Raw genomic sequence first — 15,389 nt, 5'->3', positions numbered from 1 at the left:
TAAGTTTAATTTAGTATTACACAAAAATTATTTGTGGAAAAATTAATTGTGGATAAATTACCTCGTTACATCGAGGTTTCTTCTACGTTAGAATTTTCTAGGCTCGTTTGTGCACTTGAGCGTGCACCACGTGTATCATTTCTTCATGAGCATAATGGAAAAAAAGTTTTATCAGTTCAAATGGATATACTAAAAGAAAAACCAATTGTGTATTACACGCCATTTGAGAATGATGGTCACTACATCTGTTATGGATTAAAAGGTGGAAAAGAGGAATCTGATATTGTAAATTCTACATCTGATGCAAGCAAGCTATATTCTCCAATCGTTAGAATAAAATCACTTCCTGATGCATTAAAACCTGGAAATGGAACTGCTGACAGATATTTGCCAATTGAGCTTGAAGATCTATCTAGTCTTGCAAAGCTTACTTGGGGTTTTGAAGAAATTCCATTTCCGCTGTTTTTATTTCCACATGCAAATAAATGGCTAGTTGGAGTTTTTATGAATTTTAATGAAGAAGGTGCATCTTATTTTTGTCATGTTGTTCTTGATTCTGATCCTGGAAAACCATTTTTAAAATTCACCACTAATAATGGATCTGAACCTTCTTTTGTTGATAATCCTTCTGAACATGGTTATTCTTACATCAAAATTATAAAACTAAAAGAGACGCATCCCTTAGTTGATTATGGCCACCTTCAAAACTAGACTTTCTCAGATATCAAAAAAGAATGGTAAAATTATTCTTGCTAATGATTATGATTCATCTGAAAAAAATTTAACTACCAAAACAATACAAAATATCAAAACATTATATCCATATCTCTGTGGAATAAAATTAAACTTTCATTTATTATTGCCATTAAGTTTTAAAGAAATTTCTAAAATAAATAAAACTGCCCATAACTACGGATTGCAAACAATTGCTGACATTAAACTAAACGATATAGGTAATACAAATAAAGTCACAACTAAGCATCTTTGGAATTTGGGTTTTGATGCAGTAATCGCCAACCCAATTATGGGATTAGATAGTCTAAAACAACTAGTGAAATCGTCTCACAAGGAAAACAAGGGAGTAATTACATTATGTCATATGAGCGCACCTGAAGCAAAACTATCATACGATATGGAAATCAAGATGGGTAAATCGCAGAAATTATATCAATTATTTTTGGATTGGGCAATTACCTCAAAAGTTGATGGAATTGTAGTCGGGGCAACATTTCCAGAAATTATTCAATATTGTCACAAAAAAGCAGGCTCTAAATTAGATATTTTTTCGCCAGGAATTGGTACTCAGGGTGGAAGTGCAAAAAATGTGCTCTCTGCAGGTACTGACTATCTTATCGTTGGTCGAACTATAATCAATGATAAAAATCCTGTATCTGTTTCTAAAGAATTACAACTGCAAAGTTTTTCCAAGTAGTTCTTTTGATTTAGTTAAAATTGATTTTGCATTGTCAAACGTTGTTTTTTCCATCGCAGTTTCATAATCTGCCCAAATATAATCAAGGTGTTCATGAGAAATTATAACTTGTTCTGTTTTTGTTTCTGCCAAGAAAAAAACCACTTTCTTATTTACTAATTCCCCATGATATTGAAAATTATATTTTATCCATTCTTCAAAATCATCTAAAAATACAATATCTGTAATTCCTGTCTCTTCTCGAGTTTCTCGTATTGCTGTCTGATGAGTTGTTTCACCCTCTTCCATTTTTCCTTTGACAAAATCCCAATGCCCAGATGGATAATTTAATAATAAAAATAAAATTTTTGAATTTTCTCTTCTAAATATTACTACTCCTGCAGAAGTTTCTTCAATCATTTCAATATTCTCCCAATTATTTACCTAATCTTCGTTTTCTTTCTTGAAATGTTCTGATGGCTCTCATCAAATCAATTTTCCTAAACTCTGGCCAAAATATGTCCATGAAAATTAATTCGCTATATGCACTTTGCCACATTAAAAATCCACTCAATCTTTTTTCTCCCGATGTTCTTAAAATCATATCTGGTGATGATTGTGGTAAATGAGATGTGTATAAATTAGATTCAATTTCTTTTTTAGTAATATCCTTTACATCGATTGAACCATCTTTGATCTTTTCAGCTATTTTTTTAACAGCATCAACTAACTCATTTTGTCCTCCATATGCTAGTGCAATATTTAGGAAGTGGTTATCATAATTTTTTGTTGCATCATCTAATCGTTTTAAAACATCTTTAATTGAATCTGGTAATAGTTCTATTCTTCCAATTCCTTTAACTCTCATTTTGTTTTTATGAATTCTTGAATCATTGTACAGTTTTTCTAATCTAATTCGAATTAATTCATAAAGATGACTTAATTCTTCATCGTCTCGATCTAAATTTTCTGCTGAAAGTGCATACAAAGTAATTATTTTTATGTCAAATTCCTCACACCAGTCCAGAAGATTTTCTACTGCATCTGCTCCTTTCCAATGTCCTGTTTTAGGAATAGTTAGATGTCTTTTTGCCCATCGTCTATTTCCATCTAAAATTAAAGCAAGATGATTTGGTATATCACCGCCACGTATTTCGGTTTCAAGCCTTTTTGAATATATTCTATATAATCCTGATAATTGAAATACTGTATCTTTTATTTTATTAATTTCCAATCACCATTCATGATCAATAACCCTAGATGATATCAGTGTTTTTCAGGAATAAAGATATTATAAAGAATTTCTTACTTTTTTAGTCTACGATCATTTCTTGATGTTTGTGTTTTCTATATTTTCTAAATAGAATTGTGGCTGATACTAACGTAGCAGCTAGTCCTGCTAGTAATGGTGGCACTAGTGTGATTGATTGAACGTCACCGTTCATCATTATGAGGATAAATTGTGATGTTATAGGGTATAACGCTGCAAGAACTACAATTCTTAAAATATCTGTAATTTGTCTTGGAACTCCCCCAATCCAATTGCTAAGTAATATTCCTGCAAAAATTGCTCCAAGACCCATCCATAGAATTGGTAAAGCTCCTGTGATGAATTGACCAATTATTATTTTGTCTGTAACTATTCTGAGTATTTCTGTCTCATCACCTAACACTCCTGGATCAATAGAGCTTATTCCAGTTGGAATGGATGATAAAATCAACAATATGCCAGCGACCATTGTAAAAATTCTGATAAAACCCATCGGCGTAGGTCTTGTCAAGTTAGACCATGCTTTATCTACATCAAATGCTCTAATTAAAAATGAAATACCTAAAATACTAACTAACACTGCAAATATTTCTTCAGTATATCCAAATACTGTTGCAACTCCACCAATTAGCAAAAGTATACCTGGAACTCCTAAGAAAAATTTAGAATACTTTGAATCATATGCTAACATTTTTAGATATTTTCCAAAAACTGCATAGGAATATTCTACACTTCTACTTACTTTCATCACAACTCTTTGTACTGAAACTACTGGCAATACATTTTGAATAACTGGAATTACACTCTCATCATCTTCTCCATCGGATACAATAACTGCTCCATTCGCAGAAAATATTTCTAATATTTTTTAATTTCTTTAAGGATTTTTTCATCAGCTTGAACTCCTCTTTCTTTTACTCCTGCAACAATTACAACTTCTACTTGGTAACCCTTACTGATTAAATCTTCGTATGTTTTAATTGCTGCAAACATTGAATTTGAATCTGCATCTTCAGGATCTTCCAATGCTAATCTTTGTGCAGCATCAATACAGGCATCTCTTCCAATTATTGGAGTAGTTATACCTGCTTTTTCACCTACATCATTGTCTCTATCTACACAAATTACTAGTAACTTGTTTGAAGTTGAAGCATTGACATCTTTTTCTATGTCGGATCTCTGAGACATTCTTTTTCTAATCGTTGAATTGCTTTTTAACGATTTCCAACTTTTATAAATATGATAATTATGTTTTGAGCCTGACTATGGTCTTAACTCATCTGATTTTTTGATTAATTCTTGCGTTTCTAATCTTAATGATTCAATATTTTGTAAAGTTTCAGCATCTATTTGACCCACTTTTAGCATATTTGCTGCAACCTTAGTTTCTATAATATATTCATTAAATTTTTTCATAGCTTCCATATAGGTAATGTAACTATTTTGCCATTCTTCTGTTGGTTTTGATGTTACAAACTCACTAATTTGAGCTGTAACTTGCGAAGTCGTTACTTCTGTTATTGAGATATACTCATCTGGAGAAGTATTTCCATCTAAAAGATTCTGAAATTCAGTTTCTATAGATTCTTGTAATACTTGATGAATTTTCTTTACTCCTTCAAGATAGTTTTCATAGTCTGAAACGACCAAAGTTGCTGGATTTTCTTGAGGTACAATCCAAAGGAGAAAACTGGCAGCTGTAATTGATGCTAAAATGATAATAGTGATTATAATTCCTTTTTTAGATGCCATTTTTTTATTCTAGAATCATGGTGTTTATAACTGGTAAACCTTTCAAAATTTAGTCTAATGTTGAATAAATAGTAAAAAAAATCCATTCAGGTATAATTATTATGATAAATATTAAAAAAATTACAATATTTCTTATTATTTTTTATAATCTTTGATTATTGATGTGTAAGAAAATTTACGCCCATCTAGTCTATAGTTAAATAATTTTCACAGGCTCTTCCTAAATACCACCACGTGAGACATTTTTCATAATGGTAGAAGCATATTGCGTAAAATGCAGAGCTAAAAGACAAGTAAAGGATCCCAAAGAAACTAAACTAAAAAATGGACGCCCTGCTGTAAAAGGCACTTGTCCAACATGTGGAACTAACGTCTTCCGAATAGGAAAGATGTAGGCCAACAAAATCCACACGATTTCTCTTTTTCAAAAACCAATATAGGGTACAGTATACACAAATTTTCAGTGGCTAAATCCGATTACGAAACATTGCTTAAGAGAATTCAAGATAAACTAGGCGATTCTAAAAAAGTATCTACTACTAGATTTGAGCTTCCTGTAGTGGATGTTATGTGGGAAGGCCAAAAAACATTTCTGCGTAATTTTTCAGAATTTCCTAAAGTACTTCGTCGGGATCCTGATAAAGTCTTACAATATCTTTCTAAAGAATTTGCAGTTCCAGCTGAACGCTTAGGTGACAAGGCTATGTTTGTTGGGAGAAGAGCTCCTGATGACTTTACACGTCTTTTCCAAATTTATGTTAAAGATTATCTTGAGTGTCATACTTGTAAAAGTCCTGATACAAAAATACTAAAAGAAAATAGGATCTCTTTTTTGATTTGTGAAGCTTGCGGTGCTAAATCTACTCTAAAAGGTAAATATGCGTAATGCGATTCTCAGTTAAAACTACTGAATATCAAAAAAATTTAATGTTAAATATATGCGATGCAGAACTTCTTGGAAAAAGTATATCCGAAAATGAGTTGACCATGAAAATTAGTGAGAGCTATTATGGTAATGAAATAATTGAAATTGATGAAGCTAAAAAATTGCTAGAAAGTTCAAATATAATTAATATGGTTGGCAAAGATACTATCTCTCTTTCTTTAGAACTTGGAATTGGTTCTGAAAATGGAGTGAAAAAAATTTCTGGAGTGCCTTTTTTGATCGTTTTTAAAATGTAAATTCATTCAATGAAAAACTATGAAGTTATTTTATCTATCAACATCTAGTATATTTTTTAAATCAAATTCACTAAAGGAAATCTCTTTTATCTAGTAAGTGTGATGATATTCATTGTCCGATGATCTAATGTCCGATGATTTGTTATATGATGATCTAAGTAGAAAACTAGAATCCAAAGTTGATCATAAATTAACTTCAAAATCAAAAAGAGGAGGATTAGACGATGGATTCAAAAAAGGTAAAGTGATCAACGAAGTCTTAGACAAACCAACTGTTATGACATTATACAAAATGATCACAGATCATGTTATTGCATATGTTAATGGTCCTGTAAGTGCAGGAAAAGAGTCAGTTCTATTTTGGGCCGTTGATGAAAAAAATAATGATGTTGCATTAAAAATTTATTTGATTAGTGCTTCAAATTTTAAGAAACGTGAACAATACATTACGGGTGATCCAAGATTTTCAAAAATAAAAAGAGGAACAAAAAATCTGATTTATTTATGGGCAAAAAAAGAATATCGAAATTTAACACAGGCTTACAAATGTGGAATTCCTGTCCCCAGGCCTCTTTATTTATCAAATAATGTTCTTGCTTTAGATTTTATTGGCGAGCACGGTTCACCCGCAAAAATTCTACTTGAATCAGAAGTTGATGAAAATGATTATGCCCAATCAATTTCTATAATTACCAGACTTTATCAAAAGGCACAATTAGTTCATGGCGATTATTCAGAATATAATATTTTTAAAACTCCTAATGGGTTGGTTCTTTTTGATCTCGGGTCTGCAGTTGATCTTAGGCATCCTAATGCTCAAGAATTTCTTAAAAGAGACATTAATAATATAACAAGATTCTTTTCAAAAAGAGGAATTTCAGTTGAAGATCCAATTAAAATATTTGAGGATATCGTAGGATGAGTTTTGAAAAAATACTTAGAATTCCAAATGAACGTATAGCTGTATTAATTGGCAAATCCGGTTCAGTAAAATCTAAGATTGAACAGCTATGTTATGTTACTTTAGATATTGATGGTGAATCAGGCGAAGTTTTTATCAAATCTAACGGTGATGTTGAAAGTATTCAACCTTTCAAAGCTATGGAGATAGTAACTGCAATAGGTAGAGGTTTTTCTCCTGATAATGCAATGAGTTTACTAAAGGGTGAAAATGCATTACACGTGATAGATTTGAGGGAGTTTGCCGGAAAATCAAATGCAAATATTGAAAGGATAAAAGGGAGAATTATAGGAGAAGGCGGTAAGGCAAGAAAAAACATGGAAAATTTAACTGGGACTCATATTTCTGTATATGGAAAAACTGTTTCAATAATTGGAGATACTAGTAAACTAAAATTGGTTGTAGATGCAATATCCTCAATATCAAATGGTAGTATACATGGTGCCGTTTACAACAAATTAGAAGCAGCAAATAGAAAAAGTAAACAAGAAAAAATGCAACTGTGGGAAAATCAAGATGTCTTCTATTAAAGAAAAATTTAATCAGATCTCACCAAGTGAGTTTTTTTATAGGAATAGGGATCTAGCCGGATTTAGCAATCCTACTAGATCACTTTATACCGCTGTAAGGGAGTTTGTAGAAAACTCTTTAGATGCATGTGATCAAAAAGGAATCTTTCCTGATGTCCATCTTTCAATAAAGGCTATTGATCCAGATGCTCCGGATCCTAAACCATACATCCTAACTGTAAAAGATAATGGCCCTGGAATAGAATCTAAACATGTTCCATTAGCCTTTGGAACTGTACTTTATGGCTCTAAATTTGGATTAAAACAGGCACGAGGAATGTTTGGTCTGGGAGCTACAATGGCGATTCTCTATGGACAAATTACCACAAACAAACCGGTTTATGTTAAAAGTTCCACTGATGGAAAAATTCAAGACGAGTTTGAATTGTTGTTGGATATTCAAAAAAACAAACCTGTGATTTTAAAACATAATACCAAAGAAGTAACAAAAAGGGGTCTTTCTGTCAGTATTTGTCTTGAAGGCGATTATGCAAAAGCAGGTTCAAAAATTAAAGATTATGTTTATGAAACCTCTCTGATTACGCCATATGCAACAATAACTTTTGATGATCCTAAAGGAGAAAAATTCCATTACTCTAAAATTGTAAATGAGATGCCACCTGCACCGACAATCATTAGACCTCATGCACATGGTATTGATGTTGAAACAATTAGACGTATGATGGTTGAATCTCAATTCGAAATTCCAAACATTGATGATATAATGATTGAAAAAGTTAGGAAAGATTTAGGACTGGCAAAAAAAAATCTCACCTTTACTGGAATTATGGATAAAGCAGCAAAACGTTGGAAAACTCTTTCCAGACCTGTAAGAGTTGTTATTTCTTTGATGTCATTTCTTGAAATGGATTTTGATAAACTTAGTAAAGTTAGAATTGATGATATTGATGTACCAAATAAAAAATTATACTATTGGGATTTTGGTGATTCACAAGCAAAAACAATTGATCTTGATTCTGATAATCCTTACTATAAACAATTAACTGGTACGGTTCAGGGTGAAACACTAACTGCATTTTTAACTAAACGATTTCAAAGAATAGGACCTTCAACTGCTGTCAAGTTTGCAGAGTTTGCAGGTTTCAAACCTGAAAAACGGATGGGATCATTGACAAATGAAGAACTTGTAAAACTAAGTGATTCATTACAGAAATTTGAGGATTTTCTTTCACCTGATCCTAGCTGTTTAGCTCCCCTAGGGGAAGAACCCCTTGAGAAAGGCATGAAGAAATTCTTCAAACCTGATTTCTGCGCAGTGGTTCAGCGTCCAGCATCTGCCTATTCTGGTTTTCCCTTTGTTGTGGAGATGGGTATTGCTTATGGTGGTGAAATTAAACCAGGTGGGCCACATGTTTACCGTTATGCTAATCGAATTCCATTACTTTATGATGAAGGAAGCGATGTAGTTCTCAAAGTTGTAAATGATACTGATTGGAGTAGGTATAAAGTCAAAGGTGATCCTCCTTTTGTTATAGTATCTCATATTTGTTCAACTAGAATCCCTTACAAAACAGTTGGAAAAGAAAATGTTGCTGATCGACAAGAAATAGAACGTGAATTAAGACTAGGTTTACAATTTCTTTCTAGAAAACTTGCAGCATACATGTCAAAACGTGGTCAAGCCGAGATGGCAAAAAAGAGAGCAAATCTATATGCAAAGTATCTACCACTTATTTCGCAATTTTGTACAGAACTTTCCGGAAAGACTAAAGAACCAAATTATAAGAAATTATTAGAAGAGGAGATTACAGTTGACGACCAATAAAATTAAAGATCGTAAACAAAAAGCAAAAGTAAAACAGCAGAATATCATCGATGCCCTAAAAGATCATGGCGCTAAAGTTTATGGTGATTTAGATAACGGACAATTTCCAAAATTTTCAATACCTAGCAGATCAGTCAGTAATATTGTTTATGATAAAAAACTTAGACAATATATTTTAGGAAACTCTGCTGCTGTTAGAAGTTCTAGAAACTCATCTCAATTAAGATCATTTACACAATTAATGTGGTTGGCATTTTTTGCTAACCGATTAACACAAGAAAAAAAATCATCTACGTTAAGAGATGTGTATTATTCATCTCAAGCATTCGCAATTGAATTTGAAGATCAATCTGAATCTGATAACATTATAGTTGACCTCGAAGCGGTACTGTCAAAACCTCGTGAAGATTTTCATATTTTTCCTGAAGAGAGAAGCTCCATTTTTGGAGATTTGAATATAGAATACACCATTCCTGGATACGAAGGAAAAAAAATGAATCTTTCAAACCATCCTGATGGTTACTCTATTGGCCCCAGTCTTACTACTGCCGAATTATTAGATACAAGTGCTGAAATCGTAATTGCCATTGAAAAAGGTGGTTTGTTTACAAGATTTGTTGAAGAACAAGTTGATAAGAAATTCAAATCTATTATCATTAATACTGGAGGACAAGCTCCTCGTTCTACTAGAACTCTTTTAAAGAGACTTCATGATGAATTAGGACTACCAGTAATTATTCTGACAGATGGTGATGTGTATGGAGAACATATTGCAATGGTAATAAAATCTGGTTCAGCAAATGCTGCACATCTTCGAGAACTCACTGTTCCTGATGCAAAATGGGTAGGTGTATGGGCTACTGATATTGAAAAATTCAAACTTCCTACAATTCCAATGACTGAGTCAGACATTAAACGATGCTATGATTTACAAACTGATCCAAGATATCAAGAAGGTATTTGGAAAAAAGAACTGGATGTATTTCTTAAAATTAAAAGAAAAGCTGAATTAGAAGCATTTTCAAAATACGGTTTGACAAACATTACTGATAAATATCTTCCACAAAAATTAGAACTTGCAAAAAGTTTGTAGTTATTTTATTCTTAGTGTAAGTACGCCGTTTCTATATTTGAAATCCTGAATTTGCATTTCATTTGATCCTGTTATTGGAACTTCTTTTGAAAATCCTCCAGAACCGCGAATATACAATACACCATCAATTAGTCTAACTGATATCTTGTCTTCTGGACCAGGAACTTCTGATACAAATACAAAATCTGCATCTCCTTTGATCAAATCATAGACCCAATTTTTAGTTTCTTGCTCCCTAGCATTGTATACTGGTTTTTGATCCTTCGTCATTTTCTTTAGAACATGAATCCAATAAAACATTGTAATTGCCGCAGCTCCAATTAGGATAAAACTAACAAAACCTGAACCTGCTCTTTGGGTCATTATGTAAATAATTCCTAAAAACAAAATTACCATTATTGGAATTACAAAGTTTAACGATTGTTCATTTGAATATGTTCCCTTATAACTTGCCAAGTAACTCAATTTGACTCTGACCAAATATAAAGTATCTTTGATTTTTATTACCATTTTTTGAAAATTGTTTATGTCTAGTGATAATAAAACCAGTAAACTTACTATGAAAGAGATTATTTTGAAAGGCTCAATTATTGCTGTAATTGTCACAGTTCCATCAATTACAACTTTTGCAATATCTTGGTTTATTCTTGATAATTTGATGCAAGCTGCAATAATAGGCGGTGTAATTCATTTTATTGCTATGGGATTCTCACTAAAAATATCCAAGAAACTATTGGTAAAAAAGGAATCAAAATAATTCTTTATTTGCTTAGATTTTATTTTAAAAATGATGGAAATTTCTAGAGTAGAAAAGGATCTAATTTCAGAAATAAAACTAGTTCCATTGCAAGCTAAAGTATTTCTCTTAATTACATGTCATGGAAAAATGACTCCTACAACTATTGCAGAAAAACTAAATATTTCAACTGAGGATGCTTTGAAAACTGCTAAGGAACTAATGACATTGGGTGCTTTCATAGATATTTCTGAAACTGAGTTTGAGGCAATGCATCCTAGATTTACTGCTGTAAACATGTATAGAAAATTCTGCGAACGTGAAAATATCGAATTTAAGAGAAATAAGATTGTTGACAATATAGGTGTGGTTCTAGAAAAATCATACGATGATGCAAGAACTAAATAATCCTAATGTTTTGTGAACAACATTGAGTATTGATACCGAATCTTGTAAACATCAACCAGTGTATTTTGGGGTAGTTAACATCAACATTGACGAGAGAACCATAGGTTCAGTTGATGTCTGGAGATGCGGTGTATGTAAAAAACGATTTTGTGAGGAAAAACAGCTTGGAATTGAAGAATTAGCAGATTTGGTAGGAATGCCAAAAATTGATCCAGATGCAAAATGGGGTGTTACTGTATGTAAATTACAACAAGGAAAGTACAAATGGAAATTAGTTAGACTGAAAGAAAATTCTGAAATAAAACATGAATGTTTAGATGAACAAATTGTCTCTCTGAAAGTAAATAATTTCAAAGTTGAAGATGATAAACACTGGAGCTTTTTGGTTGATGATAATATCAACAAAGCAGTAGAAATCTAAATGAATCTTAAAGTTCACATTAATAATGTTCATGGAAGCCAGATGGCAGCAAAAATAACTGGTACTTTTACAATCGATGCTCATTCTTTTAGATTCAATGCAATAGCGTTTGGTAGAATTGGAGGTCAAAACATAGGTGCAAAAATTTCCAAAGTCACAGAAAAAGAATTAGAAAAATTAGGATATAATGTTGATGAAGTAATAAATTCATTACAGCTGAACCTTCTTCAAGGAGATCTTACATTACCTGAGGGTTTGAAAAGAGAGTCTTTTGTTGATGACTAGAATTCAGCTTCTGCCAAAGCCTTAGAACAAGAACAACTTCTTGTTTTTGGAATTTGATTAATTAAATCTGTTAGAACTTTTTTTGTTCGCTCTACGTTTTTTGATAACGTTTCTAATACTTCTTTGGCTGTTACTGGTTTTTCTGCCCATACATCATAATCTGTAACTGTTGAAATTGATGCATAGCACATCTGAGCTTCTCTTGCTAGCTGACATTCTGGAACTAATGTCATTCCAATAATGCCGGCACCCGTACTTCTGTAGAATTTTGATTCGGCCTTGGTGGAAAATCTTGGTCCTTCAATGCAAACATATGTGCAATCTTGATGAATTGGAAAGTTTTTCTCCTTTACTACTTTAAGAATTGATGATTGTAATTCAGGACAAAATGGATCTGCTACTGATATGTGGATAACTCTTCCAAGTTCTGAAAATGAGCCATTTCTTGATTTTGTGAAATCTAAGAACTGTGTAGGTAATGCAAAATGACCTGGCTCTATCTCTTCTTTCAAACTTCCAACTGCAGAAGGTGCAATTATTCTAGTTACACCTAATTCTTTGAATGCCCAAATATTGGCTCTATAGTTTATCATGTGTGGGGGAATTGTGTGTTTTTTTCCATGTCTTGGTAAAAATGCAATCTTTCTTCCCTTGAAAATTCCCACTGTAATTGAATCTGATGGTTTTCCATATGGTGTATCTATTGTAACTTCTTGCGGGTTTTCTAGTATTCCGGAATCATAAATTCCTGTTCCTCCAAAAATTCCGATCTCTACATTTTTTTCCATGTTAATACTTGACCAATGATTTACAATTGTATTGATTTATTCCTTTAATTCCGTTTAGTTCTGTTAACTCAATAATGAATGCAAATCCCGCAACTTTTCCACCTACTTTTTCTATTAATTTTGCAGATGCTTTTGCAGTTCCTCCTGTAGCAAGTAAGTCATCACAAATTAGGATCTTCTGTCCTTTACTGATTATGTCTTTTTGAATTTCAATTGTATCTTGACCGTATTCAATTTTGTATGATAGTTTGCTAGTCTTACCTGGTAATTTTCCTGCTTTTCTAATCATTACCATTCCTTTATTGTATCTTGTAGCCAAAATACATGCAAGTAAAAACCCTCTTGATTCTATACCTGCAAACAAATCAATATCTTTTGGATGGAAATGCTTTGTAAATTCATCTGCAATAAATGATAATGCTGATGGATCTTTCAAAAGTGGACTAAAATCTCTAAATAATATTCCTTTTTTAGGGAAATTTGGAAATTCAGATATTTTCTCTTTAAGATTCATGCATTGAATTTAAAATAGGTGGAATAAAATTGTTTGAAGTTATTTTACAGTAAATGTTGTTTCAGCAGTATTATGAGCATCAGTTACTTTGATAGTATATGTTCCTGGTATTGTGCCTTTTGGAATAAACCATGGTTGTTTAATTTCGCCTTCTTTATTAGATGGGAATGATAACGTCTCTATTTCTTCACCATCTGAATTTAGGATTGACATTTTTACTGTTTGTTCTGCATTTATCACTTTGATGTTGATACTTTTTCCATATCCTGAAATTTCTATACCATCTTCTACTGTGACTACAAGTCCTTCTTCTTTAGAAGTTATTACTTCGATCTCAACATTATCGAAGTTTGAACCGCTTTTTGCATTGACTATCCATATGCCTGGTTCTGCTGATGATGGTAATCTTAAACTATCATCTGCAATCTTTCCATTCTTATCTGAAAATATTTCTTTAGTTTTCCATACTGTTCCATCAGGGTCACTTAGTGTGAGTGTTAAAAGTGAGTTTTCTTTTGTATCTCCCAAAATTAAGATTGCTTCTCCAGGTCTATAATCTAATTTTGTGCTACCAATTTTAATTGTACCGGAACCTGTTTGTAATCCCACTGTGAATACCTCAGAACTTTTAGAAGCGCCTTTGTTGACAATAGCAGTATATGCTCCTGACGAATATCCACTTAGTTCTAATTCATATGTTTTTTTTCCGTCTTGACCTAATGTGATGGAAACAGTATTTTTATTATCTGCAATTATTTTTGGTTTATCTGATGGATCAACAATTAACATAGTTAGTTTATCTAGAGGCTTTCCCGTTAGTGATATCTTTGCAGTTTCTGTTGATTTATAATTTAATTTATCAAATTCAATGTTAATTGGTATTGATGGGATCTCTCCTAATCCTGCGTAAATGAATTCTCTTTTTCCATCCTGTTCTGCAACTAATGTCCATGTACCTTCTTTGTCTACATTTGCTATTGTTGGATATTCAAATTCAACATTTCCTGTCTCATCTATCTCAATGATATCTGAAGTTTTTTCAATTCCAAGTGGATCTTCTAAAATTAACTCTAGTGATTTATTTGGCAATGCGGTACCATTAAACTTCATTGTCTCTCCAGGATTAAATTTCAAGGTTATTGGTTTTATGAGAATTACTTTTGATGTTTCTATCGTCCATGAAGTTGTCTTTTCCTCTCTACCATCTGAAATAATTGCACTATATCTTCCAAATGGCGCATCTAACGGAACAATTATTGGTTCTGCTAATTTCCAATTTCCTTTTGCATCTGCTTTTGCTGTTCTTGTGTTGATGATCTTCCCCTCAGGATCTTTTACTGATGCTGTTATAGCACTATTTGGCTGTGCCGTACCTGAAATTTCTAAAAAATCTGTTCTATGTAATATTTCTGGTAGTCCGACAATTGTTAGTGGGATGTTATCTGATTCTGGAATTCTATTCATTGGTTCTTCTAATCTTAAACTGATCTTTTTTTCTTGATTGTCTTTATCTTTGATTATGAAGTCTACTCTGTCCGCGTCAATATTTTCTGGAATTTTTACCGTAGTAATAAAATAACCCGCATCATTCGTGACAAAGCTAGAAATTTTATTAGAATTTATAAAAAAATCTAATTCTTGTCCTGCTCCAAAATTATCTCCAGTCACTCTTATAGTTGACCCCACATTTGGTTTTTCTGGAATAATTCTAAAAGCTGAATTTGCTAAAACCCCTTCCTCTGAAACTGTTGTATCTGATTTTGGTACTGGTTTAGAAATTGTTACCGGTTTGGGTAATTCACCTGCAATCGTTTTTCCAATCTCTATCTGCTGGTCACTTTTATCAAGTGCTTTCCAATTAATTCCTGAAGATATTTTATCTGTTTTAATTCCAATCTTTATTGATTCTCCTGGTTTGATAACTTCTGATGATGAAGTAAATATTATAACTCCTTGAGGAGTTTTTTCACCAATCCATCCATTTTCTGTTTTAAATGATTTAAAATTATTATCACTACCTAACCAAATTCTAAATGCACTTACATCAACATTTCCAGTATTAGTAAATTCAATAATCGTAGTTTCTTCAAATGAAAAACTTTTTGCATCTACTGTTCCTTCAGCATGTGCTGGAATGATGATTGCCACTGTTAAACATAAGATTATGGAAAGGAAAACTCCTCTGATTGAGGGTTTGCTCATAATTTCAAACA

20 protein-coding genes and 1 pseudogene are annotated in these 15,389 nt (G+C 32.3%); 13 read left to right on the top strand and 8 right to left on the bottom strand.

What is annotated here, in order from left to right; translation table 11 throughout:
- Positions 1–33 precede the first annotated feature (33 nt).
- Together DSQ20_RS08515 and DSQ20_RS08510 are read left to right on the top strand one after the other, a co-directional pair.
- Complete coding sequence (locus DSQ20_RS08515; protein WP_048110003.1) at positions 34–711, top strand: hypothetical protein; 678 nt, start codon at positions 34–36, stop codon at positions 709–711.
- Entirely contained in the window at positions 692–1,432 is a 741-nt protein-coding gene (locus DSQ20_RS08510) for an orotidine 5'-phosphate decarboxylase (RefSeq protein WP_179365302.1), read from the top strand. The genes DSQ20_RS08515 and DSQ20_RS08510 overlap by 20 nt, the downstream gene beginning before the upstream one ends.
- Here the strand turns inward: DSQ20_RS08510 and DSQ20_RS08505 are convergent.
- The 4 genes and pseudogenes from DSQ20_RS08505 to DSQ20_RS08490 all read right to left on the bottom strand — a co-directional run bounded on the left by DSQ20_RS08505 (position 1,406) and on the right by DSQ20_RS08490 (position 4,433).
- Complete coding sequence (locus DSQ20_RS08505) at positions 1,406–1,831, bottom strand: bis(5'-nucleosyl)-tetraphosphatase (protein WP_007551266.1); 426 nt, start codon at positions 1,829–1,831, stop codon at positions 1,406–1,408. The genes DSQ20_RS08510 and DSQ20_RS08505 overlap by 27 nt on opposite strands.
- 16 nt (positions 1,832–1,847) lie before the next feature.
- On the bottom strand, positions 1,848–2,591 hold the full coding sequence (uppS, locus tag DSQ20_RS08500; RefSeq protein WP_048110515.1) for a polyprenyl diphosphate synthase: 744 nt from the start codon (positions 2,589–2,591) through the stop codon (positions 1,848–1,850).
- 133 nt (positions 2,592–2,724) lie between these two features.
- Positions 2,725–3,869 (bottom strand): annotated as a pseudogene (locus DSQ20_RS08495) (DUF373 family protein).
- Positions 3,870–3,944: 75 nt separating this feature from the next.
- Positions 3,945–4,433, bottom strand: coding sequence for a hypothetical protein (locus DSQ20_RS08490; RefSeq protein ID WP_179365301.1), 489 nt, complete (start codon positions 4,431–4,433; stop codon positions 3,945–3,947).
- A 251-nt stretch (positions 4,434–4,684) separates the two neighbouring features.
- Here DSQ20_RS08490 and DSQ20_RS08485 point away from each other — a divergent pair, with 251 nt between their 5' ends.
- From DSQ20_RS08485 to DSQ20_RS08455, 7 genes are all read left to right on the top strand, one after another.
- Positions 4,685–4,828, top strand: a complete 144-nt coding sequence (locus DSQ20_RS08485; RefSeq protein WP_007551261.1) for a DUF5679 domain-containing protein — start codon at positions 4,685–4,687, stop codon at positions 4,826–4,828.
- A gap of 68 nt (positions 4,829–4,896) precedes the next feature.
- Positions 4,897–5,319, top strand: a complete 423-nt coding sequence (locus tag DSQ20_RS08480; RefSeq protein ID WP_048110000.1) for a translation initiation factor IF-2 — start codon at positions 4,897–4,899, stop codon at positions 5,317–5,319.
- Positions 5,319–5,615 carry a DUF424 domain-containing protein gene (locus tag DSQ20_RS08475; protein WP_048109998.1) on the top strand — a complete coding sequence of 99 codons (297 nt, stop codon included), beginning with the start codon at positions 5,319–5,321 and terminating at the stop codon, positions 5,613–5,615. The genes DSQ20_RS08480 and DSQ20_RS08475 overlap by 1 nt, the downstream gene beginning before the upstream one ends.
- A 112-nt stretch (positions 5,616–5,727) precedes the next feature.
- The gene (locus DSQ20_RS08470; protein ID WP_179365300.1) at positions 5,728–6,537 is read left to right on the top strand and encodes a serine protein kinase RIO; all 810 of its coding nucleotides are present in this window, start codon (positions 5,728–5,730) and stop codon (positions 6,535–6,537) included.
- On the top strand, positions 6,534–7,106 hold the full coding sequence (locus DSQ20_RS08465) for a pre-rRNA-processing protein PNO1 (RefSeq protein ID WP_007551256.1): 573 nt from the start codon (positions 6,534–6,536) through the stop codon (positions 7,104–7,106). The genes DSQ20_RS08470 and DSQ20_RS08465 overlap by 4 nt, the downstream gene beginning before the upstream one ends.
- The gene (locus tag DSQ20_RS08460; protein ID WP_179365299.1) at positions 7,093–8,931 is read left to right on the top strand and encodes a DNA topoisomerase VI subunit B; all 1,839 of its coding nucleotides are present in this window, start codon (positions 7,093–7,095) and stop codon (positions 8,929–8,931) included. Before DSQ20_RS08465 ends, DSQ20_RS08460 begins: the two co-directional genes overlap by 14 nt.
- Positions 8,918–10,024 carry a DNA topoisomerase IV subunit A gene (locus DSQ20_RS08455; protein ID WP_179365298.1) on the top strand — a complete coding sequence of 369 codons (1,107 nt, stop codon included), beginning with the start codon at positions 8,918–8,920 and terminating at the stop codon, positions 10,022–10,024. The genes DSQ20_RS08460 and DSQ20_RS08455 overlap by 14 nt, the downstream gene beginning before the upstream one ends.
- On the opposite strand, the gene DSQ20_RS08450 is transcribed toward DSQ20_RS08455, so the two are convergent.
- Complete coding sequence (locus DSQ20_RS08450; RefSeq protein ID WP_007551253.1) at positions 10,025–10,480, bottom strand: Hsp20/alpha crystallin family protein; 456 nt, start codon at positions 10,478–10,480, stop codon at positions 10,025–10,027.
- A gap of 70 nt (positions 10,481–10,550) precedes the next feature.
- On the opposite strand from DSQ20_RS08450, the gene DSQ20_RS08445 reads away from it, so the two are divergent.
- The 4 genes from DSQ20_RS08445 to DSQ20_RS08430 are packed head-to-tail and all read left to right on the top strand — an operon-like array spanning position 10,551 to position 11,874.
- Positions 10,551–10,781, top strand: coding sequence for a hypothetical protein (locus DSQ20_RS08445; RefSeq protein ID WP_179365296.1), 231 nt, complete (start codon positions 10,551–10,553; stop codon positions 10,779–10,781).
- A 33-nt stretch (positions 10,782–10,814) separates the two neighbouring features.
- On the top strand, positions 10,815–11,168 hold the full coding sequence (locus DSQ20_RS08440; protein WP_048110511.1) for a hypothetical protein: 354 nt from the start codon (positions 10,815–10,817) through the stop codon (positions 11,166–11,168).
- 22 nt (positions 11,169–11,190) lie between these two features.
- Entirely contained in the window at positions 11,191–11,589 is a 399-nt protein-coding gene (locus DSQ20_RS08435) for a hypothetical protein (RefSeq protein ID WP_179365295.1), read from the top strand.
- The gene (locus DSQ20_RS08430; protein ID WP_179365294.1) at positions 11,590–11,874 is read left to right on the top strand and encodes a hypothetical protein; all 285 of its coding nucleotides are present in this window, start codon (positions 11,590–11,592) and stop codon (positions 11,872–11,874) included.
- Here DSQ20_RS08430 and DSQ20_RS08425 read toward each other — a convergent pair.
- From DSQ20_RS08425 to DSQ20_RS08415, 3 genes are read right to left on the bottom strand one after another with little or no spacing between them, the layout of a single operon-like run.
- Positions 11,871–12,662, bottom strand: a complete 792-nt coding sequence (locus tag DSQ20_RS08425; protein WP_179365293.1) for an S-methyl-5'-thioadenosine phosphorylase — start codon at positions 12,660–12,662, stop codon at positions 11,871–11,873. The genes DSQ20_RS08430 and DSQ20_RS08425 overlap by 4 nt on opposite strands.
- Before the next feature lies 1 nt (position 12,663).
- Positions 12,664–13,176, bottom strand: coding sequence for an adenine phosphoribosyltransferase (locus tag DSQ20_RS08420; RefSeq protein WP_179365292.1), 513 nt, complete (start codon positions 13,174–13,176; stop codon positions 12,664–12,666).
- 39 nt (positions 13,177–13,215) lie between these two features.
- Entirely contained in the window at positions 13,216–15,378 is a 2,163-nt protein-coding gene (locus DSQ20_RS08415) for a biofilm-associated protein (protein ID WP_179365291.1), read from the bottom strand.
- Between the last annotated feature and the right edge of the window lie 11 nt (positions 15,379–15,389).

The organism is Nitrosarchaeum sp. AC2, assembly GCF_013407385.1.
Classification (GTDB): Archaea; Thermoproteota; Nitrososphaeria; order Nitrososphaerales; family Nitrosopumilaceae; genus Nitrosarchaeum; species Nitrosarchaeum koreense.
Note: the sequence above shows the minus strand (reverse complement) of the source record. Positions and strands in the feature narration are given on the sequence as shown.